Source organism: Streptomyces sp. NBC_01214, from assembly GCF_026340975.1.
Lineage (GTDB): Bacteria > Actinomycetota > Actinomycetes > Streptomycetales > Streptomycetaceae > Streptomyces.
The window spans coordinates 272,399-296,706 of sequence record NZ_JAPEOS010000002.1; the positions used below are offsets into that span (position 1 = coordinate 272,399).

At 72.0% G+C, this 24,308-nt stretch carries 18 protein-coding genes and 2 pseudogenes; 8 read left to right on the top strand and 12 right to left on the bottom strand.

Annotated features, from left to right (window positions below):
* Position 1 precedes the first annotated feature (1 nt).
* The 3 genes from nuoL to nuoN are packed head-to-tail and all read left to right on the top strand — an operon-like array spanning position 2 to position 5,143.
* Positions 2 to 1,897: an NADH-quinone oxidoreductase subunit L gene (nuoL, locus tag OG594_RS26045; protein WP_266603750.1), complete on the top strand. Its 1,896-nt coding sequence runs from the start codon at positions 2 to 4 to the stop codon at positions 1,895 to 1,897.
* A 1-nt stretch (position 1,898) separates the two neighbouring features.
* Positions 1,899 to 3,491, top strand: coding sequence for an NADH-quinone oxidoreductase subunit M (locus OG594_RS26050; protein ID WP_266603752.1), 1,593 nt, complete (start codon positions 1,899 to 1,901; stop codon positions 3,489 to 3,491).
* Entirely contained in the window at positions 3,488 to 5,143 is a 1,656-nt protein-coding gene (nuoN, locus tag OG594_RS26055) for an NADH-quinone oxidoreductase subunit NuoN (RefSeq protein ID WP_266603754.1), read from the top strand. Before OG594_RS26050 ends, nuoN begins: the two co-directional genes overlap by 4 nt.
* Before the next feature lie 163 nt (positions 5,144 to 5,306).
* Here nuoN and OG594_RS26060 read toward each other — a convergent pair whose 3' ends face one another.
* The 8 genes and pseudogenes from OG594_RS26060 to fahA form a co-directional block, all read right to left on the bottom strand.
* Positions 5,307 to 5,918 carry a hypothetical protein gene (locus OG594_RS26060; RefSeq protein WP_266603756.1) on the bottom strand — a complete coding sequence of 204 codons (612 nt, stop codon included), beginning with the start codon at positions 5,916 to 5,918 and terminating at the stop codon, positions 5,307 to 5,309.
* A gap of 113 nt (positions 5,919 to 6,031) precedes the next feature.
* Entirely contained in the window at positions 6,032 to 8,776 is a 2,745-nt protein-coding gene (locus OG594_RS26065) for a fumarate reductase/succinate dehydrogenase flavoprotein subunit (RefSeq protein WP_266603758.1), read from the bottom strand.
* Between the two features lie 11 nt (positions 8,777 to 8,787).
* A complete protein-coding gene (locus OG594_RS26070) occupies positions 8,788 to 9,621 on the bottom strand; it encodes an ABC transporter ATP-binding protein (RefSeq protein ID WP_266603760.1) in 834 nt (277 codons plus the stop codon).
* 326 nt (positions 9,622 to 9,947) lie between these two features.
* A pseudogene (locus OG594_RS26075) lies at positions 9,948 to 10,703 on the bottom strand (ABC transporter permease); the annotation flags it as partial.
* Complete coding sequence (locus OG594_RS26080; protein ID WP_266603762.1) at positions 10,700 to 12,055, bottom strand: ABC transporter substrate-binding protein; 1,356 nt, start codon at positions 12,053 to 12,055, stop codon at positions 10,700 to 10,702. The pseudogene OG594_RS26075 and the gene OG594_RS26080, both read right to left, overlap by 4 nt.
* A 14-nt stretch (positions 12,056 to 12,069) precedes the next feature.
* A complete protein-coding gene (locus tag OG594_RS26085) occupies positions 12,070 to 12,297 on the bottom strand; it encodes a ferredoxin family protein (RefSeq protein WP_030011381.1) in 228 nt (75 codons plus the stop codon).
* A 52-nt stretch (positions 12,298 to 12,349) separates the two neighbouring features.
* Positions 12,350 to 13,120 (bottom strand): GntR family transcriptional regulator, encoded by a 771-nt coding sequence (locus OG594_RS26090; protein ID WP_266603764.1) that lies wholly within the window; start codon positions 13,118 to 13,120, stop codon positions 12,350 to 12,352.
* Positions 13,121 to 13,259: 139 nt separating this feature from the next.
* Entirely contained in the window at positions 13,260 to 14,483 is a 1,224-nt protein-coding gene (fahA, locus tag OG594_RS26095; protein ID WP_266603766.1) for a fumarylacetoacetase, read from the bottom strand.
* 339 nt (positions 14,484 to 14,822) lie between these two features.
* On the opposite strand from fahA, the gene OG594_RS26100 reads away from it, so the two are divergent.
* Positions 14,823 to 15,641 (top strand): HAD family hydrolase, encoded by an 819-nt coding sequence (locus OG594_RS26100; RefSeq protein ID WP_266603768.1) that lies wholly within the window; start codon positions 14,823 to 14,825, stop codon positions 15,639 to 15,641.
* A 171-nt stretch (positions 15,642 to 15,812) separates the two neighbouring features.
* Here OG594_RS26100 and OG594_RS26105 read toward each other — a convergent pair whose 3' ends face one another.
* Entirely contained in the window at positions 15,813 to 17,816 is a 2,004-nt protein-coding gene (locus OG594_RS26105) for a CocE/NonD family hydrolase (RefSeq protein ID WP_266603770.1), read from the bottom strand.
* 220 nt (positions 17,817 to 18,036) lie between these two features.
* A pseudogene (locus OG594_RS26110) lies at positions 18,037 to 18,453 on the bottom strand (hypothetical protein); the annotation flags it as partial.
* A 54-nt stretch (positions 18,454 to 18,507) separates the two neighbouring features.
* Here OG594_RS26110 and OG594_RS26115 point away from each other — a divergent pair.
* The 4 genes from OG594_RS26115 (at position 18,508) to OG594_RS26130 (ending at position 21,678) form a co-directional block, all read left to right on the top strand.
* On the top strand, positions 18,508 to 19,518 hold the full coding sequence (locus OG594_RS26115) for a polyprenyl synthetase family protein (RefSeq protein ID WP_266603772.1): 1,011 nt from the start codon (positions 18,508 to 18,510) through the stop codon (positions 19,516 to 19,518).
* Between the two features lie 222 nt (positions 19,519 to 19,740).
* Complete coding sequence (locus tag OG594_RS26120; protein WP_266603774.1) at positions 19,741 to 20,955, top strand: sigma-E factor regulatory protein RseB domain-containing protein; 1,215 nt, start codon at positions 19,741 to 19,743, stop codon at positions 20,953 to 20,955.
* Between the two features lie 106 nt (positions 20,956 to 21,061).
* Positions 21,062 to 21,265, top strand: a complete 204-nt coding sequence (locus OG594_RS26125) for a ribbon-helix-helix domain-containing protein (RefSeq protein ID WP_223835884.1) — start codon at positions 21,062 to 21,064, stop codon at positions 21,263 to 21,265.
* Entirely contained in the window at positions 21,262 to 21,678 is a 417-nt protein-coding gene (locus OG594_RS26130; protein ID WP_266603778.1) for a hypothetical protein, read from the top strand. Before OG594_RS26125 ends, OG594_RS26130 begins: the two co-directional genes overlap by 4 nt.
* 13 nt (positions 21,679 to 21,691) lie before the next feature.
* Here the strand turns inward: OG594_RS26130 and OG594_RS26135 are convergent, their stop codons facing one another.
* Entirely contained in the window at positions 21,692 to 23,008 is a 1,317-nt protein-coding gene (locus OG594_RS26135) for a M28 family metallopeptidase (RefSeq protein WP_266603780.1), read from the bottom strand.
* Positions 23,009 to 23,246: 238 nt separating this feature from the next.
* The gene (gene rarD / locus OG594_RS26140) at positions 23,247 to 24,194 is read right to left on the bottom strand and encodes an EamA family transporter RarD (protein WP_266603782.1); all 948 of its coding nucleotides are present in this window, start codon (positions 24,192 to 24,194) and stop codon (positions 23,247 to 23,249) included.
* Between the last annotated feature and the right edge of the window lie 114 nt (positions 24,195 to 24,308).

The window sequence follows — 24,308 nt, forward strand, 5'->3', positions numbered from 1 at the left end:
TGTGGAGAACCTGATTGCGCTGCTGATCGCGGCGCCCCTGCTCGGAGCGGTGGTGCTGCTCTGCGGCGGCCGGCGCCTCGACAAGGTCGGTCACTGGATCGGCACCCTGCTCGCGGCCGTCTCCTTCGGGATCGGCGCCGTACTGTTCGCCGACATGCTGGGGCGCACGGCCGAGGACCGGACCCTGACCCAGAACCTGTACACCTGGATCCCCGTCGAGGGCTTCCAGGCGGACATGGCCTTCCAGCTGGACCAGCTGTCGATGACCTTCGTCCTGCTGATCTCCGGGGTGGGCACGCTCATCCACGTGTACTCGATCGGGTACATGGAGCACGACGAGCGCCGCCGCCGCTTCTTCGGCTACCTCAACCTGTTCGTCGCGGCGATGCTGCTGCTGGTCCTCGCCGACAACTACCTGCTGCTGTACTTCGGCTGGGAGGGCGTGGGCCTCGCCTCGTACCTGCTGATCGGCTTCTGGCAGCACAAGCCCAGTGCGGCCACCGCCGCGAAGAAGGCCTTCCTGGTCAACCGCGTCGGTGACGTCGGTCTGTCGATCGCGATCATGCTGATGTTCACCACCTTCGGGACCTTCGCCTTCACGCCCCTGTTCGGGGCGGTGGGCGAGACGTCCGAGGGCACGCTGACGGCGATCGGCCTGATGCTGCTGCTGGCCGCCTGCGGCAAGTCGGCCCAGGTCCCGCTGCAGTCCTGGCTCGGGGACGCGATGGAGGGCCCGACCCCGGTCTCGGCCCTGATCCACGCGGCCACCATGGTGACCGCGGGCGTGTACCTGATCGTCCGCTCGGCCGCGATCTTCAACGGGGCGCCGGACGCCCAGCTGGTGGTCACCGTCGTGGGTGCGGTCACGCTCCTCTTCGGTGCGATCGTCGGTTGCGCGAAGGACGACATCAAGAAGGCCCTGGCGGGCTCGACCATGTCGCAGATCGGCTACATGATCCTCGCCGCGGGGCTCGGCCCGATCGGCTACGTCTTCGCGATCATGCACCTGGTGACGCACGGCTTCTTCAAGGCGGGCCTCTTCCTCGGCGCCGGTTCCGTGATGCACGGGATGAACGACGAGGTCGACATGCGCAAGTACGGGGGCCTGCGGAAGTACATGCCGGTCACCTTCGTCACCTTCGGCCTCGGCTACCTGGCGATCATCGGCTTCCCGGGCCTGTCCGGCTTCTTCTCCAAGGACATGATCATCGAGGCGGCCTTCGCGAAGGGCGGCACCGAGGGCTGGATCCTCGGCGGGGTCACCCTGCTGGGCGCCGGCATCACCGCCTTCTACATGACCCGGGTCATGCTCCTCACCTTCTTCGGCGAGAAGCGCTGGCAGCCGGACGATGCCGGCAACCCGCCGCACCCGCACGAGTCCCCGAAGTCCATGACCATCCCGATGGTCATCCTGGCCTTCGGTTCGGTCTTCGCCGGAGCCTTCTTCGAGATCGGCGAGCGCTTCCTGAAGTGGCTGGAGCCCGTCACGGGCTACTCGCACGGCAACCCGCCGGTCAGCGCCATGACGGTGACCGCGGCCACCATGGTGATGCTCCTCGTCGGCGTCGGCATCGCCTGGGCGATGTACGGCAAGCGGCCCGTTCCGGTCGTCGCCCCGCGCGGCTCGTTCCTCACCCGGGCGGCCCGCAAGGACCTCTACCAGGACGACTTCAACCACGTCGTGCTGGTGCGCGGCGGGGAGCACCTGACCCGCTCGCTCGTGTACCTCGACCACAGCGTGGTCGACGGGGTGGTCAACGGGACGGCCGCCTCGGTCGGCGGGCTCTCGGGCCGCCTGCGCAAGCTGCAGAACGGCTACGCCCGCAGCTACGCGGTCTCGATGTTCGGGGGCACGGTGGTCCTGATCGCCGCGACCCTGCTGATGAGGGCGGTGTGAAATGAGTTTCCCGCTTCTGACGGTGACGGCCGCGGTCCCCGCGGTCGGCGCGGTCCTGACGGCGGCCGTACCGGCCGCCCGCAGGACCGCCGCCAAGTGGCTCGCGCTGCTCTTCTCGCTGGCGACACTGGCTCTGGCCGTGCTGGTCGCGGTCCGCTTCGACCCGAGCGGTGACCGCTACCAGCTCACCGAATCCCGGGCCTGGATCGCCGACTTCGGCGTCCGCTACGAACTGGGCGTGGACGGGATCGGGGTGGTGCTCATCGGGCTCACCGCGCTCCTGATCCCCTTCGTGATCGCGGCCGGCTGGCACGACGCCGACCCCCTGGAGACCAAGTCCTCGCGCTGGCGGCCGACCCAGGGCTTCTTCGCCCTGATCCTGCTGGTCGAGGCGATGGTGATCATCTCCTTCGAGGCCACCGACGTCTTCCTCTTCTACATCTTCTTCGAAGCCATGCTCATCCCGATGTACTTCCTCATCGGCGGCTTCGGAGACCGGGCGCACGGTGGCTCCGAGGAGAACGCGGCCGCGCAGCGCTCGTACGCGGCGGTCAAGTTCCTCCTCTACAACCTGGTCGGCGGCCTGATCATGCTGGCGGCCGTCATCGGCCTCTACGTGGTCGCCGGGAACTTCTCCCTCCAGGAGATCACCGCCGCCCGCGCCGCGGGCACGCTCGACATGTCGACCAACACCGAGCGGCTGCTGTTCCTCGGCTTCTTCTTCGCCTTCGCGATCAAGGCCCCGCTGTGGCCGCTGCACACCTGGCTGCCGAACGCGATGGGCGAGTCCACCGCCCCGGTCGCCGTACTGATCACCGCGGTCGTCGACAAGGTCGGCACCTTCGCGATGCTCCGCTTCTGCCTCGGGCTCTTCCCCGACGCCAGCAAGTGGGCCACGCCGGTGATCCTCGTCCTGGCCCTGATCAGCATCGTCTACGGTGCGCTGGTCGCGGTCGGCCAGCGGGACATCAAGCGGCTGGTCGCCTACGCCTCGATCTCGCACTTCGGCTTCATCATCCTGGGCATCTTCGCGATGACCTCCCAGGGCCAGTCCGGCGCCACCCTCTACATGGTCAACCACGGCCTGTCGACGGCGGCGCTGATGCTGGTGGCCGGCTTCCTGATCTCGCGGCGCGGCTCGCGGCTCATCGCCGACTACGGCGGCGTCCAGAAGGTGGCGCCGGTCCTCGCCGGCACCTTCCTGATCGGCGGCCTCGCCACCCTCTCGCTACCGGGCCTCGCGCCCTTCGTCAGTGAGTTCCTCGTCCTGGTCGGCACGTTCGCCCGGTACCCGGTCGTCGGCATCATCGCCACCACCGGCATCGTGCTCGCCGCGCTCTACACCCTGGTGCTCTACCAGCGCACGATGACCGGCCCCGTGAAGGAGGAGGTCCGCACCATGCCGGACCTGCGCCTGCGGGAGGTCCTGGTGGTCGCCCCGCTGATCGCCCTGCTGATCGGGCTGGGCGTCTACCCGAAGGTGCTCACCGACATCGTCAACCCGGCGGTGGAGCACACCATGTCGGACGTGAAGCAGACCGACCCGCAGCCCGAGGTCGACGTCGAAGCGAAGAACGGGGAGGTGGCGAAGTGAGCGCGCTGACTTCCGTCCACAGCCTGTGGACACTGGCGGCCGAGGCACCGGCCGACCGGATCCCGGCACCGACCATCGAATACGCACAGCTCGCACCCACGCTGATCGTGGTGGGCGCGGCGGTGCTCGGGATCCTCGTCGAGGCCTTCGTGCCCCGCAAGTCCCGTTACTACGTACAGGTGTTCGTCGCGGTCGCGGCGCTGGCCTCGGCCTTCGCCGCGGTCGTCGGCCTCGCGGCGGGCGGGTACGGGTCCGGCAAGGCCCACATCGCCGCGATGGGCGCCATCGCCGTGGACGGTCCGGCGCTCTTCCTTCAGGGCACCATCCTGCTGGCCTCGGTCGTGGCGGTCTTCACCTTCGCCGAGCGGCGCCTGGACCCCGCGGCGCACGGCAACCGGGTGGATTCCTTCGCCGCCCAGGCGGCGTCCGTACCGGGCAGCGACAGCGAGAAGGCCGCCGTCAAGGCGGGCTTCACCACCACCGAGGTCTTCCCGCTGGCCCTGTTCGCGATCGCCGGCATGTTGATCTTCCCGGCGGCCAACGACCTGCTGACGCTGTTCATCGCCCTCGAGGTGTTCTCCCTCCCGCTGTACCTGCTCTGCGCCGTCGCCCGCCGCCAGCGGCTGATGTCGCAGGAGGCCGCGGTGAAGTACTTCCTCCTGGGCGCCTTCTCCTCCGCCTTCCTGCTCTTCGGCATCGCGCTGCTCTACGGGTACGCGGGCTCGGTCTCGTACGCGGTGATCGCCGACGTGGTCGACGGCACGGTCGCGAAGATCGACCCGGCGCTGGCCTCCACCATGGGCAATGACGCGCTGCTGCTGATCGGCGGCGCACTGATCTTGATGGGCCTGCTCTTCAAGGTCGGCGCGGTCCCCTTCCACATGTGGACCCCGGACGTCTACCAGGGCGCCCCGACCCCGGTCACCGGTTTCATGGCGGCGGCGACCAAGGTGGCCGCCTTCGGCGCCCTCCTGCGCCTCCTCTACGTGGTCCTGCCGGGGCTGCGCTGGGACTGGCGTCCGGTGATGTGGGCGGTGGCCATCGTCACCATGCTCGCCGGCGCGGTGATCGCCGTGACCCAGACGGACGTCAAGCGGCTGCTCGCCTACTCCTCGATCGCCCACGCCGGCTTCATCCTGGCCGGTGTGATCGCGACCTCGGCGAAGGGCGTCCAGTCCGTCCTCTTCTACCTGGGCGCCTACTCCTTCGTGACGATCGGCGCCTTCGCGGTGGTCACGCTGGTGCGCGACGCGGGCGGCGAGGCCACGCACCTGTCCAAGTGGGCAGGGCTCGGCCGGCGTTCGCCGCTGACGGCGGCCGTCTTCGCGGTGTTCCTGCTCGCCTTCGCGGGCATCCCGCTCACCTCCGGCTTCACGGGCAAGTTCGCCGTGTTCAGCGCGGCGGCGGAGAGCGGCGCCGGGGTGCTGGTCGTGATCGGTGTGATCTCGTCCGCGATCGCCGCGTTCTTCTACATCCGGGTGATCGTCCTCATGTTCTTCAGCGAGCCGAAGGCCGACGGCCCGACGGTGGCGGTCCCCTCGCCGCTGACGATGACCACCATCGCGGTGGGCGTCGCGGTCACCCTGGTCCTGGGCCTCGCCCCGCAGTACTTCCTGGACCTGGCGGGGCAGGCGAGCACCTTCGTCCGCTGACCGGTTCGTGGCACGGGACAGGGCCCGGCCCCCTTCGGGGGAGCCGGGCCCCGTCGCGTCACTCGGGCCGCCCGCGCTTCGGCGTGATGGCGGTGAGGTCCAGAACGACGGGGAAGGGCGCGGAGACCTTCCGTCGGTCGTGGACCGTACCGGCGGGCGCGGGCTAGTGGCCGTGCGCGTGGGCGGCGGCCGGCTTGCCCGGGGTGGGGGCCTTCTTCGGGCAGGTCAGCGCCGGGTTCCAGTTGTGGAAGCGGCCCGCCGGGTTCTCCTTGTACGCCCACATGTGCAGGTCGTAGTGCTTGGGCATGCCCGCCCAGTGGCCCGGCATCGGCCCGTCGAAGGGCAGCCCGAACATGCTCGGCCGGTCGTCGCTGGTCTTCAGGTCCTGGTCGCGGTCGGTGGCCATCCACTCGACGGTCTCCAGCTTGCGGCGGCCGCCCCGGTCCTTGTCCTTGCTGTAGAGGAGCGCGGTCGGCCTGGCGGGATCCTTCGAACCCCAGTTGGCCTGCTTGACGTAGTGGTAGCCCATGGCACCCACCCCGAACGGGTTGGTCATGCATTCCTCGCCGTGCGGGACGTACCCGTCCCTGAGCGCCGCCCGCTCGTCCGCGTACTTGGCCGTCACCGCGATCGCCGTCGCCATGTCCCGCATGGCCTGCCGGTTCCGGGGATCGGGCGCGGGCCCCTCCACCCCGTGCGCCGGGACCACGGTGGCCAGGCCCAGCGACACGGCGGCGGTGATCACGAGAGCGGCCTTGCGGACATCGGGGGACATGGAGACTCCTGCCGTCGACGGGCTTTCGTCCACCATCCCGGCGCCCCGCGGTCCCTGCACGCTGCGGACCCCCAAACGGGGGGCCGACAGCGCCGCCTGACACCGTGTGAGGGTCAGGCCGCACGTCCCGCGTACGCGCGGACGTCCGCGTCCGGGTCCGAGACCGCCGTGGCGAGGGCCGCTCGGGCCTCCGGGGCGTCCCGGTGCGCCAGCAGGGCGAGGACCGCGGCCTTGCGGACGTCCGCGTTGGCATCGGCCAAGGCCTTCGCCAGAGCCGGTACCGCTGTGTGCGGGGCGGCCGCCGACAGCCCGGCCGCCGCCCCCGCGCGGACCTGCCAGGCCGCGTCGGCCAGGGCCGCAACCGCGGTACGGGCGTACCCGTCAGGGCAGCCGACCGAGGCCAGCGCGCCCAGCGCCGCACCCCGCACCAGCGGGTCGGCATCCGCCAGCAGCGGGTCCAGCGGGCCCGGAGCCGGGGCGTGCACCGAGGCCAGGCCCTTGGCCACCGCCACGCGGACCTCGCGGGCCGGGTCCGTGGCGGCCGCGGCCAGCTCCGGGACGGCGTCCACCGAAACCAGCGCGCGGACCGCGTGGATGCGGACCTCCGGGTCGGCGTCCGCCAGCGAGGCGGCGTACGCCTGTACGTCGCCCAGCCGCAGCGCCCGCAGGGCTTCGAGCGCGGCGGAGCGCACCGCGGGATCGGGCACGGCAAGGGCGGCGCGCAGGCCCGCACCCAGCTCCGGCCCGCCCGGCAGGACCTCCACGAGCTCGCGCAGCGCGGCCGCGGCAGCCGCCCGTACGACGGGAGCGGCGTCGGCGAGGCGCGCGGCCAGTGCGGGCCCGGCGCCGGCCGGTACGGTCTCGCCGAGCGCGGCCACGGCCGCGGCCCGTACCGCCGGATCCGGGTCGGCCAGGTAGGGGCGCAGGACGTCCAGATCGGGTGACTCCTCGGCCAGGGCGAGCAGTTCCAGGATCCGGGGCGAGGATCCGGAGCCGTGCGCGGGCGCGGGTACCGCGTGCGTGCCTTCCTGCGTCTCCGGGCCGTCCGGGGCCGGGGCGGCCTGCGCGCGGGCCGCCGGGGCCGCTTCACGGGAGCCCGCCGTGGCCACCGGAACGAGGTCGACCTCGCCCAGGTGCCGTGCGGGGCCGCCGGCCGGGGCGAACCCGTCGACGGGCACCAGGTACGGCTCCACCGGCCGGGCGGTGAACTCCATCGCCCCCGAAGCCGATTTGCGCAGGTCCAGGTGGTACAGCCAGCCCGTGTCGTCGCGCTCGGGGTGGTCGAGGCGCTCGTGGTAGAGGCCCCAGCGGGACTCGGTACGGGCCAGCGAGGAGCGGGCCGCCATCTCCGCGCAGTCCCGGATGAAGGACACCTCGGCGCACCGCATCAGCTCGTGCGCGGTCCTCGCGCCCATCTCCGCGATCTCACCGGTCATCCGGTCGAAGGCCGCCACGGCCAGCGAGAGCTTCGCACCCGTCTTCGGCGGGGCCACGTAGTCGTTGACGAACCGCCGCAGCTTGTACTCCACCTGCGGCTGCGGCGGCCCGTCCGGATGGCGCAGCGGCCGGTAGATCAGCTCGTGGGCCGCCGCCAACTGGTCGGCCGGCAGCGTGCCCTCGTACGCCGTGTACCGGGCCGCGTCCCCGCCCGCCAGATCGCCGAAGACGAACGCCCCGATCATGTAGTTGTGCGGTACGGACGCCAGGTCCCCGGCCGCGTACAGCCGCGGCACCGTGGTGCGCGCGTGGTCGTCGACGCGGACGCCGGACGCCGAGTGGCCGCCGCACAGCCCGATCTCCGAGATGTGCATCTCGATGTCGTGGGTGCGGTAGTCGTGGCCGCGGCCCGCGTGGAAGGTGCCGCGCGTCGGCCGCTCGGTGGTGTGCAGGATGGACTCCAGGGAGGCCACCGACTCCTCCGGAAGGTGGCTGAGCTTGAGGTACACGGGGCCCCGGTCCGAGGCCAGTTCGGCGGCGAACTCCGCCATCATCTGCCCCGACCAGTAGTCGGAGTCCACGAACCGCTCGCCGTGCCGGTTGACCTGGTAGCCGCCGAAGGGGTTCGCGACGTACGCGCACGCCGGCCCGTTGTAGTCCTTGATCAGCGGGTTGATCTGGAAGCATTCGATCCCGGTCAGCGCGGCGCCCGCGTGGTAGGCCATGGCGTAGCCGTCGCCCGCGTTGGTCGGGTTCTCGTACGTGCCGTACAGATACCCGGAGGCCGGCAGTCCGAGCCGTCCGCACGGGCCGGTCGCCAGGATCACCGCCCCGGCGCGCACGGTCACGAAGGCGCCGGTGCGGGTGTTGAAGGCGGCCGCGCCGATCGCCCGGCCGTCCTCGGGCGAGGTCAGGACCCGTACCGGCATCACCCGGTTCTCGATCCGGATCCGCTCGCGCATCTCGCGGCGCCGCAGCTGCCGGTAGAGGACCTTCTTGACGTCCTTGCCCTCCGGCATGGGCAGCACGTACGAGCCCGAGCGGTGGACCTGGCGCACCGCGTACTCGCCGTGCTCGTCCTTCTCGAACTTCACCCCGTACGACTCCAGGCGCTGCACCATCGCGAACCCGCGGGTGGCGGTCTGGCGGACCGTGGACTGGTCGACGACGCCGTCGTTGGCCCGGGTGATCTCGGCGACGTAGTCGTCGGGCTCGGCGCGGCCGGGGACCACGGCGTTGTTGACCCCGTCCATCCCCATGGCGAGCGCCCCGGAGTGACGGACGTGCGCCTTCTCCAGGAGCAGGACCCGCGCGCCCCGCTCGGCGGCGGTCAGCGCCGCCATCGTGCCGGCGGTGCCGCCGCCGATGACGAGGACGTCGCAGGAGAGTTCCTCGGCGTCGCCGATCGCGGGGATGTCCATGGTGCGGCCCTTCAGAGCGAGTGGATGATCTGCTGCCGGAGCCCGGCGTTCGAGGTCCCGCGGTCGCGCGGGCGCGGTACGGGGACCACCTGCGCGGCGGCGAGCAGCGCGACGCGGTCGCCGAGGAACAGCGCTTCGTCCACGTCGTGGGTGACGAAGACGACGGTCGCGCCGGTGCCCGCGAGGACGTCCACGAGGAGGTCCTGCATCTCGGCGCGGGTCTGGGCGTCGAGCGCCCCGAAGGGTTCGTCCATCAGGACGGCGCGCGGGCGCGCGGCGAGGGCGCGCGCCAGCTGCACGCGCTGGCGCTGACCGCCCGAGAGCTGGTGCGGGAACTTGTGTGCGTGCCCGTCCAGGCCGACCCGCTCCAGCCACTCCCCGGCGGTCCGCCGCCGGGCCCGCCGGGCCCGCCGGGCGGCACGGGACGGATCGAACACGGGGGAGCGGCCGTGCCGGTCGGGTACCGCGGCCTGCTCCTCGGACCGGCCCCGGAAGCGCCCGATGGCGAGCGGGAGTTCGACGTTGGCCCGGACCGTGCGCCAGGGCAGCAGGGCGTCGTCCTGGAAGACCAGCGCCCGGTCGGCGTCCGGGCCGCGGACCGGGGCGCCGTCCTGTTCCACCACGCCGTCGAGCGGCGGCAGCAGCCCCGCGAGGGTGCGCAGGAGCGTGGACTTGCCGCAGCCGGACGGGCCCACGACGGCGAGCACCTCCCCGGGCTCGACCGTCAGATCGACCCCGTCGAGCACCGCGTTCCCGCGGTGCCCGAGCCGGACGCCGCGCAGCGCGAGCCGGGCCCCTCGGGGCGCGGCGGCGACCGGGGCGGTCGCGACATCGGTCAGGCTCATGGCGAGGTCACCTCTCGTGTACGGGGCTTCGCCCGCTCCGCCCGGGCGTGGCCGGGCTCGGCAGGGTCCGGGGCCAAGCCGCCGCCCCGGGCGGAGTCGGGATGCGGGGCGTCGGGGCGCGGGGTGTCGGGATGCGGGGTGTCGGGGCGCGGGGCGTCGGGGCGCGGGGTGTCGGTACGCAGGGCGTCGGGACGCGGGGCGTCGGGGTCCGCGCCGGGGCGGGCCCGTGGCGGCCCGGGCCGCGGGAAGAGCCGGAGCCCCCTCGCCCCCGCCGTGCCCTCCGGCCGCGGCGCGTGGGCCCTGCCGGCGCCCGCACCGTCGCGCGCCGGCAGCCACCGCGTCAGGCGGCGGCCCGCGCGCTCCACCGCCGTGGAGGTCAGCCAGCCCAGCGCGCCGATGGTGACCATGCCGACGAAGACGCCGGGGTAGTCGATCACCGTGTAGTCCTGCCAGGTCCGGTAGCCGACCCCGTACTCGCCGGAGATCATCTCGGCCGAGATCACACAGATCCAGGCCACCCCGATTCCGACCGACAGGCCACCGAAGATGCCCGGCAGGGCGCCCGGCAGCACCACCGAGAAGAGGATCCGCGCCCGGCCGCCGCCCATGGTCAGGACCGCCTCCTCCCACACCGGGGTCAGCGCCCCCACCGCGTGCCGCGTGGAGACCAGCACCGGGAAGAAGGCGGCCGTGCAGGTGATGAACACGATCCCCTGCTCGTTGGAGGGGAACAGCAGGATCGCCACCGGCACCAGCGCGATCGCCGGTACCGGACGCAGCACCTCCAGCAGCGGGCCCAGCACGTCGGCCGCGATCCGCGACCGGGCGATCGCCGTACCCACCGCCACGCCCAGGACCGCGGCGAGCACGAAGCCCGTCACGATCCGGCGCAGGCTGGAGGCCAGGTCCTGCCAGAAGGGCCCGGTCCCGGCCCGCTCGGCGAACGCCCCGGCGACCTCGCCCACCGTCGGGAACTGCTCGAAGCGCAGCCACGCGTTCACGTCCAGCGAGGTCAGCCCCTGCCACACGAGCAGGGCCGCGCCGAGCGAGGCCGCCCGCAGCAACCAGCGGCCGCCCGTCATGACGCCAGGGTCCCGGCCTCGGCGAAGCTCACGATCCGCGCCCCGGACCCCTGGTGCGCGGCCACGTAGGCCTTCGCGCCCGCCGGTGTGACGAAGGCGCGCAGCTCCGGCCCCTCGGCGACCCACACGGCCTTGTCCGCGAACCAGAGCGTGCCCGTCACCGCGTCCGGCACGTACGCCGCCCGGACGTCCGCGCCGCGCGCCGCCTTCAGCAGCTCGCGCGGGGAGTCGAAGGACCGGGTGCGGGCCTGGCCCTTCAGCCACAGCTCGGGCCGGGCGGCCACCGCCCCGGGGTACTCCGCGGTCCCGGCCGCCACCCGCGCCAGGGGCTCCGGGTCCACGAAGGCGTCCACGTCCACGTCACCGACCAGCTTGGCGTCCTTGAGCACCGCCACGTCCTGCTTCAGCGCATCGATCAGCTCCGGGCGCAGGGCCGGGTCGAAGGTCGCGATGCCGTTCGCCCCGTTGTAGAGGTACACCACCTCCGCCGGCAGCCCGGTCTCCTTCGCCACCGACTCGGCGGCCGCCACCGGCTCCGCGCGCAGGTGGTCGGTGGCCCGGCGCTGCGCCCGCAGGAAGTCGTCCAGCACGCCGGCCCGCTCCTTCGCGAACTTCTCCCTTACGGTGACCCCGTGGAAGGTCGGCAGGTTCAACTCGGCGCCGTCGTACAGGGCCTTGGCCCAGCCCTCGTACGCCAGCTGGCCCGGCCACGCCACGAACTGCGAGAGCGCGTCGACGCTGCCCGCCTGGAGGGCCGAAGCGCCCACGCTGGGCTGCTGGTTGAGCTTCTCGATGCCGCCCGACGGGTCGATCCCGGCGCGCTGCAGCGCCCGTACCAGCGTGCCGTCGGCCGCCGAGCCGACGCTCGTCGACACCTTCTTGCCGCGCAGGTCGGCCAGGGACTCCAGCTTCGAATCCGGTGCGGTGACCACGGTGTTGAGGCCGCCGCGCAGGTTGTAGCCGGTCACGGAGACGAGGCCGGTGGGCTGCTTCAGCTCCTTGCCGCGCACCGCGTTGATGAGCAGCGGGAAGTCGCCCATCGAGCCGATGTCGATCTTCCCGGCGGTCATCTGGGCGGTGATGGGGGCGCCGGTGGCGTAGTCCTGCCAGTCCACCTCGTAGGTGATGCCGTCCTTCTTGCCGCGCGCGGCGAGCTCCTCCTCGAAGTAGCCGAGGGAGCGCAGCAGGGTGCCGGCGGTGACGGTGTTGATGGTCTTGGACTGGTAGCCGACGGTCACGGTGACCGTCGTGGAGCCGGCCGCACCGGCGGAGCCGGAGCAGGCCGTGGCCAGCGGGGCGAGGAGCAGGGCGAGCGCGGCGGGGGCGAGTGCCTTCGTACGCGTCGTAGGCATGGGGAGGGGACCTTTCACCGGAGCAGGTAGGGCATGTTGACGGTGACCGCGCCGGTGGGACAGCGGGCGGCGCACGGGCCGCAGTACCAGCACTCGTCGACGTGCATGTAGGCCTTGCCGTTGTCCTCGCGGATCGCGAGCGAGTCGAGCGGACACATGTCGACGCAGAGCGTGCAGCCGTCGATGCACAGGGACTCGTCGATGGTCACGGGCACGTCGCCGCGCTGGGGCACCACGGGCATGGCTGTCTCCAGGAAGGTGGGTACGTTCGGTGTCGGAGGGGGCTCGGAGGGCTCAGAGGGAGCGGCGCAGCAGGCCGCTCATGGTGATCCGGTCGCCGCGGAAGCGGATGAACTCCAGGTCCACGGGCCGGCCGTCGCCCAGGTGGGTGAGGCGCTCCAGCATCAGGACGGCGGCCCCGCGCGGGGCCTGGAGGACGGCGGCGGAGTGCGCGTCGGCGTTGACGGCCTCGAGGGTGATCTCGGCGTGCCCGAGCGGCTGCCCGGTCAGCTGCTCCAGGAGCCGGAAGACGTCGGTGTTCTCCAGGTCGCAGCCGAGCAGTTCGGCGCCGATGTCCATCGGGACGTAGGTGAGGTCGAGGGAGAGCGGCAGCCCGTTCAGGCGTCGCAGCCGTTCGATGTAGAGCACGTCGGCGTGCTCGGGCAGGCCGAGCCGGCCGGCGACCGGGGCGGGGGCGCGGACGGGGCCGACGGTGCGGACCTCGTTGGTCACCCGGCCGTGCTCGTTCAGGGTCTCGGCCAGGCCTTGCAGGCGGTCCAGGCCGTGCGGGTACTTCTCGCAGACCACGACGGTGCCCACGCCCGGGCGGCGCTCCACGAGCCGCTCGCCGCGCAGCAGGTCGAGGGCCTGGCGGACGGTGTTGCGACCGGCGCCGTAGGAGTCGGCGAGTTCTCCCTCCAGGGGGAGGACCCCGTCGGGGTAGCCGCCCACCAGGATCTGGTGGCGCAGGAGGTCGGCGAGCTGCCGCGCCTGGTCCGCGCGCAGTCGGCGCCGGCGCGCGGCGGCGACCGGGACGGTGTGTGCGGCGGTTCGTTCGGCTGGCATGGCAGGGAACGTACCGGCGGCTCGGCGCCGGTGGTGTTGCCGCAGTGTTGCGCCACCTGACGGCGCTTCCGCAGGGCTCTGAGCTGCGGTTTCGGCGGGGTGGCGGAAGGATCCGCCACCCCGCCGACCGAAGGGTGGACTAGCGGGCGCCCACGATGCGGCCGGTGACCTCGCCGAGGCCGACGCGCGTGCCGTCCGGGCCGGGGGCCCAGGCGGTGAGGGTGACGGTGTCCCCGTCCTCCAGGAAGGTGCGCTTGCCGTCGGTGAGCTCGATGGCGTCGCGGCCGTTCCAGGTGAGCTCCAGCAGCGAGCCGCGCTGGCCGACCTCGGGACCGCTGACGGTGCCGGAGCCGAAGACGTCGCCGGTGCGCAGGGAGGCGCCGTTGACGGTCATGTGGGCGAGCTGCTGGGCGGCCGTCCAGTACATGGTGGCGAAGGGCGGCTGCGCCACTTCCTGGCCGTTGATGGAGACGGTGATGCGCAGGTCGAAGCCGCCGGGGCGGTCGAGGTCGGCGTCGTCCAGGTAGGGCTGGAGCGGGAAGTCGCGGGCGGGCGGGGCGACGCGCGCCGCGTCGAGGGCCTCCAGCGGGGTGACCCAGGCGGAGACGGACGTGGCGAAGGACTTGCCGAGGAACGGGCCGAGCGGCACGTACTCCCAGGCCTGGATGTCGCGCGCCGACCAGTCGTTGAGCAGGAACAGCCCGAAGACGTGCTCCTCGAAGTCGCCCAGCGCCACCGGGCGGCCCAGCTCGGAGGGGGTGCCGACGACGAAGCCGACCTCGGCCTCGATGTCGAGCTTGACGGAGGGGCCGAAGACGGGCGCCGGGTCGGTGGGCGCCTTGCGCTGGCCGCTGGGGCGCACGACGTCGGTGCCGGAGACCACGATCGTGCCGGAGCGGCCGTGGTAGCCGATGGGCAGGTGCTTCCAGTTGGGCGTCAGCGCGTCGCCGTCCGGGCGGAACATCTTCCCGACGTTGGTGGCGTGGTGCTCGCTCGCGTAGAAGTCGACGTAGTCGGCGACCTCGTACGGAAGGTGCAGGGTGACCTCGTCGAGCGGTACCAGGTGCGGCTCGACGGTGGGGCGGTGGCCGGGGTCGGTCACCCAGGCGGTCAGCGCGCGGCGCACGTCGCGCCAGGCGGTGTGGCCGGCGCCCAGCAGCGGGTTGAGGGAGTCCCGTCCGAGCAGGCCCGCGAACGGGGAGCCGAGCGCGGCCGCGGCCGCCCCCGCGTCGAGGACGAATCCGCCGATGCGCACGCCGACCCGTCGCCGGTCGTCCGCGGCGGTCGAGAAGACGCCGTAGGGGAGGTTGTGCGGCCCGAACGGGTCGCCCTCGGGGACATCGAGGGGGCTCTGCTGGGGCATGGGGTACTGCCTCGCTTTCGACGCGGTCCGGGGGTGTCCCGGTAGACACGGTGCGGGACACGCTACTCAGGATCCCGCAGGAACGCGCGGGTACCCGGTCGGAGATGAAACACATCCCGGGACGACGCCTGTGGTCAGGTATCCACAGTTCCGGTCATATCTGATCTTTTGGTGCGTGCGGTCGATCGAGGGCTCTACGGTCGGGGTTGTGTACTTCCCTGCCCCGCCCCTGCACCGCTCGACGCGGGAGCGCATCAAAGTGACGGATGGGACGTGGGGGAGGCCGGATTCCTGCTCTATTTGTAGGACTTGTCCAAAGGGGTCCGTATCCTAGGCGTCGTGACTTCCGCCCCGCCCCCGGCCCTTCCCTACGCCTTGATCGCCACGGACCTGGACGGGACTCTGCTGCAAGCCGGGGACACCGTCTCCGCCCGTTCCTACGAGGCGCTCGCGACGGCGCGCGCGGCAGGCGCCCAGCACATCATCGTCACCGGACGCCCCGTTCCCCAGGTCCGACACGTCCTGGACCGGCTCGGCTACACGGGGCTCGCGGTGTGCGGGCAGGGCGCGCAGGTGTACGACGCGGCGCGCGGGCGCCTGCTGCGCTCCGTGTCCATGGACCGGGAGCTGGCCGAGGTGGCCCTCGGCAAGATCGAGGCGGAGGTCGGCGAGGTCTACGCGGCGGTCAACCAGGAGGGCCTGGACGCGGAGATGCTGATAGGGCCGGGCTACCGGATGTGGCACCCCCACCTGCCGACGGTCCGCGTCCCGCGGCGCTGCGACCTGTGGTCGGCGCCGATCAACAAGGTGCTGCTCCAGCACCCGGAGCTGGACGACGACGAACTGACACGAGTGGCGCGGTCGGTGGTCGGCCACCTGGTGAACGTCACGATGGCGGGCGAGCACACGGTGGAACTCCAGCCGCCGGGCATCGACAAGGCCAGCGGACTCGCGCGGGCTGCGGACGTCCTCGGCGTCTGCCCGTCCCGGACGATCGCCTTCGGGGACATGCCGAACGACATTCCGATGTTCGCGTGGGCGGCCCACGGGGTGGCGATGGCGAACGCGCACCGCGAGCTGGTGGCCGTCGCGGACGAGCTGACGCTGTCCAACGAGGACGACGGCATCGCGGTGGTCCTGGAACGGCTGTTCGGCTAGCACGGGGCCGCTGCGCGGAGCCTCTCCCCGCCCCGCCCTTTCTCCGTTTCCCGGGCTCTGCCCGGACCCGCGCCTCAAACGCCGGCGAGGCTGGTTCTTTCAGCCTCGCCGGCGTTTGAGGCGCGGGGGTGCGGGGGCGGAGCCCCCGGAAGCGGCGCCGCACCGGACGGCTCAGCCCGCCGCGCGCGGCAGCCGGCGTTCCCACGTCCGGTGGAAGACCACCTCGTCCCCCTCCCTGCACACCACCTCGTTCGACGTCAGGAAACCGCCCTCGTCGCAGGAGATCTCCGACCGGGTCTCCACCCTCGCGTCCCAGCCCAGTTCCGGCCGGTGGAGCCGGATCCGCCACCGCGACCGCGCCCGCGCCGACAGCGCGTCCGCGTCCTGGATCTCGTACACCTCCTCCGCGTCCTCGCCGTACTCCAGGCCGTCCGGGTACACCCGGGTGCCCCCGTACCGCGGGTCCACCTCCAGCCGCCACGTCCCGCGCGCGACGTCCCGCACGACCAGTCGTTCCGGGCGCGGTTCGTCCAGCGTCGCGGGGAAGACCACACCCAGCGGCTCCGCCTGCTCCGGGGCCTCGAAGACGATCCCGCCGTCCGACGCGGAGCCCGCCCGCACCGGCAGGGTCAGCGCGCTGCCCGCCGGGTCCAGGGTCCAGCCGGCCTCCGACCCGGCCCGCGGCCAGATCCACGGCCAGTACGCGGACGACACGGCGAGCCGGATCCGGTGCCCCGGCGCGAAGGCGTGGCCGATGCCGTTCAGCTCGAAGGCGACGTCCTCGTACGCGCCCACCGGCCAGGGCAGCGCCCGGTCACGGCCCCGACGGGCCGAGAGGTTCAGCGCGCCCCGCGTGACCAGCGTCGAGGAGCCGTCCGGGGCCACGTCGCACAGCCGGGCGACCACCTGCCCGTACGGCACGTCGAGCCGCAGCCGCAGGGTGACCGACGGCCGCCCCAGGATCTCCACCGGCTCCTCGCGCCCCACCGGGAACTCGAAGCAGGCCGACTTCGCGTCCTCCTCCCGCTGGTCCGGCGGCAGGTCGGCGTCGTTGCCGAAGGGGAAGAACCGGCCCGCGTCCAGACCGGTGTGCTGCGGGGAGGCCACCTCCACCGGCGCGCCCTGGAACACGTACGGGACGGGGATGACGGACGCCGACGGCCAGGACTTCTCGCCGACCCAACGGCCCGGGAGCTCTTCGTACACCGTCGCCGGCGGGTGCGAGTCGCTGATCCAGCTGCGCAGCAGCGGCTCCTCCATCACCCCGTTGTCCGCACCCTTCAGCCAGTGGTCCCACCAGCGCAGGGTCTCCTGGAGGAAGCCGATGGCCGGCCCCGGCGGCAGGCCGCGGTCCGGGTACTGGTGCGACCAGGGGCCGATCAGCCCCCGCACGCGGGCCGGCGGCAGGTGCTCGACCAGCCGCAGCACGGTGTCCCGGTACGGGTCGTGCCAGCCGCCGACCGCGAGCACGGCCGCGCCGATGGCCGTGTAGTCCTCGCAGACGCTGCCGCGGCGCCAGTAGGCGTCGCGCGTCTGGTGGGAGAGCCAGGTGTGGACGAGCGGCTCCACCGCCTCCAGCCGCTCCAGCCACTGCCGGCGCCAGTCGTCGCCGACGAACTGCGGGTCCGGCGGCCGGGAGGCGAAGGCCAGCATGGTCGCCGCCCACGCGTGCATGTCCACGGCGAGCACCGAGCCGCCCATGTAGTGGACGTCGTTGTCGTACCGGTCGTCCGTCGAGCAGACGGTGACGACCGCCTTCAGCGGCTCGGGGGCCAGCGCCGCGATCTGGAGCGAGTTGAACCCGCCCCACGAGATCCCGAACATCCCCACCGAACCCGTGCACCACGGCTGCGCCGCCAGCCACTCCACCACCGCCACGCCGTCGGCCAGCTCGCGGGCGTCGTACTCGTCTCCCGGCGAGCCCCCGCTACAGCCGTGCCCGCGCACGTCCACCCGTACGGAGGCGTAGCCGTGCCCCGCGTACCAGGGGTGGCGCTGCCGGTCGCGCGGCGAGGTCCAGTCGGTGAGCCGGTACGGGAGGTACTCCAGCAGGGCCGGAACCGGCTCGTCCGTCACCGGGCGCCAGATCCGCGCGTACAGCTCGACACCGTCGGGCAGCGGGATCCGGACATCCTCGTGGGTGGTGCCGTACGGGAAGTCGGTACGGATGATCATCTGGTCTCAGCCGCCAATCGCCTCGGATCGTTCGCCTCGGATCGTTCGCCCCGACCCGGCCTCAGTGGAGGGGGTGCATCGTGCGCGGCAGCCACGGCGCCATCGCCGTCACGGCCGGGCCGGCCGTGGTCAACCGTCCGATGACGGCCAGAAGGGTGGTGGGCGCGGCGCACGCGAGACAGCCGCCGACGACCCGCCGCACGGTGCGCCGCATCGCGTCGGAGACGAGGTAGACCATGGTCCCGTAGGCCGCCGAGACGGAGGCCGCGGTGCCCGGATCCATCCCCAGGCCGCCGTTCGCCACGGTGTCCGCGAAACAGAGGACGAGGACGGCCTGCATGCCCAGGAACGAGAAACGCTCCCGGACCTCCGGTCCGGAGAGCGCGGCCGGTCCCCGGGGACGGCCGGGGAAGGCGTGGTCGTCCCGGGGCGGCGGCCGGTCGGCCGCCGGATCCGCGGGCTCGCCCCTATTGGTTGCAGTTCTGGGCAAAACGCATTCTCCGGTTGTTTCGTCTTCTCCCGAACATACCGGTGCTCATCGGACAGTGCGCGGATGGCGGCCGGGTGGTGGCCGGGAAGGCGCTCTCGGTGATCGAAAACAGACCCGATACGCTGGCTTGAGTGATGGCAGCGACACATCGACAATCCATGTGATCGTCAGCGTGATCGTCAGCAGACAGGAGTACCCCTCGTGACCGTCGTCGGGCCGTTCGGACTGAGCGTGCGGGACCAGGCTCTTGAGACCGATGTCCAGGCCGGACTGGCCGCCGTCGAGGCGGGTCTGCTGGAAGCCACCAAGAGCGAAGTCCCCTTCATCACCGAGGCCGCACAGCACCTGGTCCGGGCCGGAGGCAAGCGGTTCCGGCCGCTGCTGGTGATGCTGGCGTCCCGCTTCGGCGATCCCTACGCGCCCGGCATCGTGCCGTCCGCCGTCGTGGTCGAGCTCACGCACCTGGCGACGCTCTACCACGACGACGTCATGGACGAGGCGGACGTCCGCCGCGGGGTGGAGAGCGCCAACGCCCGCTGGGGCAACTCGGTGGCGGTCCTCACGGGTGACTTCCTGTTCGCCCGCGCCTCGCACATCCTGGCCGACCTCGGGCCGGAAGCCGTACGCATCCAGGCCGAGGCCTTCGAGCGGCTGGTGACGGGCCAGATCCTGGAGACGGCCGGCCCGCGCGACGGCCGCGACCCCGTCGCCCACTACCTCGACGTCATCGCCGGCAAGACCGGCTCGCTGATCGCGGTCTCCGGCCGCTTCGGCGCGCTCATGTCCGGCGCCGACGAGTCGGTCGTCGACATCCTGACCCAGTACGGCGAGCGGCTCGGCACCGCCTTCCAGCTCGCCGACGACGTGCTCGACATCGCCTCCGACGCGCACGAGTCCGGCAAGACCCCGGGCACCGACCTGCGCGAGGGCATCCCGACGCTGCCCGTGCTGCGGCTGCGCGAGATGGCCGCCCGGGGCGGCGACCCGGCGGACCTGGAGCTCGTGAGCCTCCTGGACGGCGACCTGACGGACGACGCCCGCCACGCCGAGGTGCTCACCCGGCTGCGGGCGCACCCCGCCCTGGAGCGGGCCCGCCGCGACACCATCCAGTACGCGCAGGACGCGCGGGCCATGCTGGCCCCGCTGCCGGAGTGCTTCGCCAAGTCGGCGCTCGAAGAGCTCTGCGACGCGGTGGTGCACCGCGCCGGGTAACGGCCACGACTGCGGAACGGGCCCTTCCGCCCCGGCGACCCCTACGGGTCGGGGGAGGAGGGCCCTTTCCATGTCATCCCACGGGCGTACGTCGAGTTGCGTCCGGGGGCTGACGCCCCAGGGCCGCCGATTTGGTCAGATGGAGTCATCAAACCCCACCAGATCGGGTGAGCGCGGCGACACGGTGGTCACCGCAGTCGACACAGAGGGCAGGGCACTGACATGGCACCGAACACCAAGACTTCCCGCAAGGCCGCCCGGTACGCCGTACCGGTAGCGGTGGCGGGCGTGGCCGCGGCGACCGTTGCGATGGTCCCGGCCTTCGCCAACGCCGGCGGGCCCGACCTGCCGAAGGTGACGGCGCAGCAGCTCATCGAGAAGGTCGCGGCCTCGGACGTGCAGCAGCTGTCCGGCACCGCCCGGATCACCACCGACCTGGGGCTGCCGAAGATCGCGAGCGGGCTGCTCGGCGGCGGCGGCGTCGCGGGCGGCTCCGCCAACCCGGAGGACAAGGTCGCCCAGCTGGCGAACGGCAGCCACACCCTGCGCGTCGCGGCCGACGGCCCGGACCGCCAGCGGCTGACCTTCCTCGACGGCAAGGACGAGTACAGCCTCATCCACAACGGCGACGACGTGTGGGGCTACGACTCCAAGTCGAACGAGGTCTTCCACGAGAAGAACGCCGAGGCCGGCCAGGGCAAGGGCAAGGACGGCGGCAAGGAGCACAAGACCGGCGACCGCCTGGCCGCCTCGCCGCAGAAGCTGGCCGAGGAGATCCTGAAGTCCGCCGGCCCCACCACGGACGTCAGCGTGGGCGACACCGCGCAGGTGGCCGGCCGGGACGCCTACCAGCTGGTGCTGAAGCCCAAGCAGACCGGCTCCACGGTCGGCTCGGTCCAGATCGCGGTGGACGCCAAGAACGGCGTGCCGCTGCGCGTGCAGCTGCTGTCCGCCCAGGGCGGCAAGCCGATCGTGGACGCCGGCTTCACCAAGGTCGACTTCACCAAGCCGGCCGCGGACACCTTCTCCTTCACCGCCCCCAAGGGCGCCAAGGTGACCGAGGGCGTGGACGGGGCGGGCAAGGGCGGCGCGGACGAGCACCGCAAGGCGCTGGAGTCCTTCCCGGGCCTCGGCGATCTGGCCGGCGGCGAGGGCGGCAAGGGCGACATGAAGGTGCTCGGCGAGGGCTGGTCGACCATCGCCCGCATCGACTCGGGCGTGAACCGGAACCTGAAGGACCTGGAGAACGACAAGAACACCCCGAAGCAGGCCAAGCAGTTCCTCGACTCCCTCGGGGAGAAGGTCACCGGGAAGTTCGGTGAGGGCCGCGTCCTGTCGACCCGCCTGGTCAACGCCCTGATCACGGACGACGGCAAGGTCTACGTCGGCGCGGTCACCAAGGACGCGCTGGTCAAGGCGGCCAACGCCAACAAGTAATCGCTAGCCGGACGGGCCGCCGCGAGGGTGGGTCGGGACTGTGTCCCTGCCCACCCTTGCGGCATTTCCGCTCCCCGTACAGCACACCCGCTGTACGGTGTTGGACATGTCGAGACACGTCACCATCCGCCTGGACGAAGAGTTCCACGAACGCCTGAAGGCGCGTGCGGCGGCGCTGGGGACGACGGTCACCGCGCTGATCACCGAGGTCACGGAACGCGAACTCGACGAGGACCGGAAAAACTTCCTCTCCGGCATAGAGGAGTTCGCCGACCACTGGGGTTACTTCCAGCAGCGGTTCGGCAATTGAAGATCACCATGGAGTGGGCCTGGACGGCTCTGGCCCACCATCTCCCGTCCGATCCCGCCGTGTGGGATCCCTCCGGGGTGGCCGCCGCGGTCGCCCGGCACCAGAACGACCTCGTCCTCGTGCCCGAACAGCCCGCCCCGGACACCGCGTGGCGGGCCGCCGCGTTTTTGCACACCCTCGCGGTGTGCCCGGCCCTGGAATCCCCGATGAACGAGTTCTACGCGGCCGCGGCCACCCGCTCGTACCTGCGGGTGGCCGGGGCGAAGCAGCTGCCCTCGCCGGAAGAGCTCGGCGACCTGGTGGAGGCGGCGAAGCTGGGCCGCGCGGACATCGCGGCCGTGGCCGAGGAGCTGCGCGCCCGCATCCAGGGGCCGCTCCAGGCGTCCTCGCAGTCCCGCGCCGAGGACGCCTGAGCAGGCGGAAGGCCTAGAAGGTGATCTTCCAGCTGTTGATGTAGCCGACGTCCTGCGCCGCCGTGTCCTTGACCCGGAGGTTCCAGACACCGTTGGCGACCTCGCTGGAGGCGTTGACGGTGTACGTCTGGACGAGGTTGTCGGCGCTGCCGCCCGTGCGGTTGTGCAGGTTGTAGACGGTGCCGTCGGGGGCGACCAGGTCGACCACGAGGTCACCGCGGTAGGTGTGGACGATGTTCACGTCGACCTTGGTGGTCGCGGGCGCGTTGCCCGTCACGCCGGAGACCGTGATCGGCGAGGACACCGCCGCCGCGGGGGAGTCCGGGACGTTCACGTCCGCCGTGTTCTCGAAGGACTGGCCCGGCGGGACCGGAGTGGCCGCCCCGAGCGTCCAGATCGCGTAGGCGACGGCGTCGGAGTTGCGGTCCAGGGCGGTGTCGTTGATGTTCGTCAGGCTGTCGCACGAGGAGTGGTAGCAGCGGTCGAAGGCCTGACCGGAGGTGCCGCCCCACTTCTGGGCCTGCGCGGCGGACTTGGTGTTGCTGGCGCCGGTGAACAGGCCGCCGACGGGAATGCCCACGTTCTTGAAGGAGGCGTGGTCGGAGCGGCCGTCGCCCTCGGTCTCGATCTCGGTCGGGACGCCGAGGCCGGTGTAGTAGTTCTTGAAGGTCTGCTCGATCGTCGGGTCGTCGTCGTAGACGAAGTAGCCCGGATTCGGCGAGCCGATCATGTCGAAGTTCAGGTACCCGGCGAACTTGGCGCGCTCGGCGGCCGGCAGGTTGTTGACGTAGTACTTCGAGCCGACCAGGCCCAGCTCCTCCGCGCCCCACCAGCCGAAGCGCAGGTGCTTGGTGGGCTGCAAACCGGCCCGGGAGACGGCGAGGGCGGTTTCCAGGACGGCCGCGCTGCCGGAGCCGTTGTCGTTGATGCCGGCGCCCGAGGTCACCGAGTCCAGGTGCGACCCGGCCATCAGGACCGAGTTCGGGTCGCCGCCCGGCCAGTCGGCGATCAGGTTGTAGCCGGTGGCGCCGCTGGAGGTGAAGGTCTGCAGGGTGGTCGTGAAGCCGGCCGCGTCGAGCTTGCCCTTCACGTAGTCGATGGAGGCCTTGTAGCCGGCCCTGCCGTGGGCGCGGTTGCCGCCGTTGTTGGCGGCGATGGTCGAGAGCTGTGACAGGTGGGCCTTGACGTTGGCCAGCGGTATGTCGGGCGGTGTCGGCGCCGCGGCGACCGCCGTGGGTGCGGCGAGTGCGGCGGGGGCGGCGGAGGCGAACAGGCCGGCGACCGCGAACGCGGTCACGGCAGCAAGGCGCCGGGAGACGGACAGGCTCATGTGGGGGCTCCGGGATTCCGCGGGGATATGACGGAACGACTGGGAAAGAGCGGGTGAGCGTTAGTGCGTCAGTGCGAGCCTGATGTTCAGCGAGAGTATGACTATCCGTCAAGACCATAATTCGGTCAGGGCAGTTCGGAAAACGGACGATCCCCGGTACGGGTGGTCCGTACCGGGGATCGAGGGTGTGGAGGGTTTGCCGGCGCGAGCCCCGCGGGCGGTGCTGCGCGGGCGGGTGCTACGCGGGCTCGCGGGCCGGCGTCGCCAGGACGGTCGGCGCTGCTGCCGCCAGTCTCGCCCGGGACCGCCGCGCCGTACGCAGCGCGTCCCAGGTGAGGATCACGAGCGCGGCCCACACCAGGGAGAAGCCCGCCCAACGCTCGGGCGGCATGGCCTCGTGGAAGTACAGGACGCCGAGCCCGAACTGGAAGACCGGGGCCATGTACTGGAGCAGCCCGAGGGTGGACAGCGGGACCCGGATCGCGGCCATCCCGAAGAACACCAGCGGGACCGCCGTGACCAGCCCGGTCGCCGCCAGCAGGAGCGAGTGGGTGACGCCGTGCGAGGTGAAGGTGGACCGGCCCTGCGCGCCGAGCCACAGGACGTATCCGAGGGCGGGCAGGAACAGCACGGCCGTCTCGGCGGTCAGCGACTCCAGGCCGCCCATGCCGAGCTTCTTCTTGATCAGCCCGTACGTGGCGAAGGAGAAGGCGAGGACCAGCGAGATCCACGGCGGCCGTCCGTAGCCGACGGCGAGCACCAGCACGGCGACGAAGCTGAGGCCGACCGCCACCCACTGCGCCCGGCGCAGCCGCTCACCGAGCAGGAGCACGCCGATGGCGATGCTGACCAGGGGATTGATGAAGTAGCCGAGGCTGGCCTCGACGACGTGCTCGTTGTTGACGGCCCAGATGTACAGGCCCCAGTTCACGCTGATCACCGTGGCGGCCAGCGCGGTCAGGCCGAGCTTGCGGGGCTGGCGGAGCAGCTCCCGTATCCAGCCCCAGCGGCGCAGCGCGAGCAGCGCCAGACCGACCACGGCCAGGGACCACACCATGCGGTGGGCGAGGATCTCGATCGCCCCGGAGGGCTCGAGGAGCGGCCAGAAGAGGGGGACCAGCCCCCACATCCCGTATGCGCCGAATCCGTAGAGCAAACCCGTGCGCTGCTCGTTCTCTGCCTTCACGGGGCCTCCTGTACGACTTCCAGCCAACTTCACGACGGTATCGCCGTACGGCCCAGATGTCATGCCCGTACTCGGGAGATACTCCTGACATCTTTCGGGGCCCGCGCGCCGAGC

Coding starts and splice junctions, on each gene's coding strand:
- OG594_RS26050 (WP_266603752.1), top strand. CDS start 1,899: ATGAGTTTCCCGCTTCTGACGGTGACGGCCGCGGTCCCCGCGGTCGGC.
- OG594_RS26060 (WP_266603756.1), bottom strand. CDS start 5,918: ATGTCCCCCGATGTCCGCAAGGCCGCTCTCGTGATCACCGCCGCCGTG.
- OG594_RS26065 (WP_266603758.1), bottom strand. CDS start 8,776: ATGGACATCCCCGCGATCGGCGACGCCGAGGAACTCTCCTGCGACGTC.
- OG594_RS26070 (WP_266603760.1), bottom strand. CDS start 9,621: ATGAGCCTGACCGATGTCGCGACCGCCCCGGTCGCCGCCGCGCCCCGA.
- OG594_RS26080 (WP_266603762.1), bottom strand. CDS start 12,055: ATGCCTACGACGCGTACGAAGGCACTCGCCCCCGCCGCGCTCGCCCTG.
- OG594_RS26085 (WP_030011381.1), bottom strand. CDS start 12,297: ATGCCCGTGGTGCCCCAGCGCGGCGACGTGCCCGTGACCATCGACGAG.
- OG594_RS26090 (WP_266603764.1), bottom strand. CDS start 13,120: ATGCCAGCCGAACGAACCGCCGCACACACCGTCCCGGTCGCCGCCGCG.
- fahA (WP_266603766.1), bottom strand. CDS start 14,483: ATGCCCCAGCAGAGCCCCCTCGATGTCCCCGAGGGCGACCCGTTCGGG.
- OG594_RS26105 (WP_266603770.1), bottom strand. CDS start 17,816: ATGATCATCCGTACCGACTTCCCGTACGGCACCACCCACGAGGATGTC.
- OG594_RS26120 (WP_266603774.1), top strand. CDS start 19,741: ATGGCACCGAACACCAAGACTTCCCGCAAGGCCGCCCGGTACGCCGTA.
- OG594_RS26125 (WP_223835884.1), top strand. CDS start 21,062: ATGTCGAGACACGTCACCATCCGCCTGGACGAAGAGTTCCACGAACGC.
- OG594_RS26135 (WP_266603780.1), bottom strand. CDS start 23,008: ATGAGCCTGTCCGTCTCCCGGCGCCTTGCTGCCGTGACCGCGTTCGCG.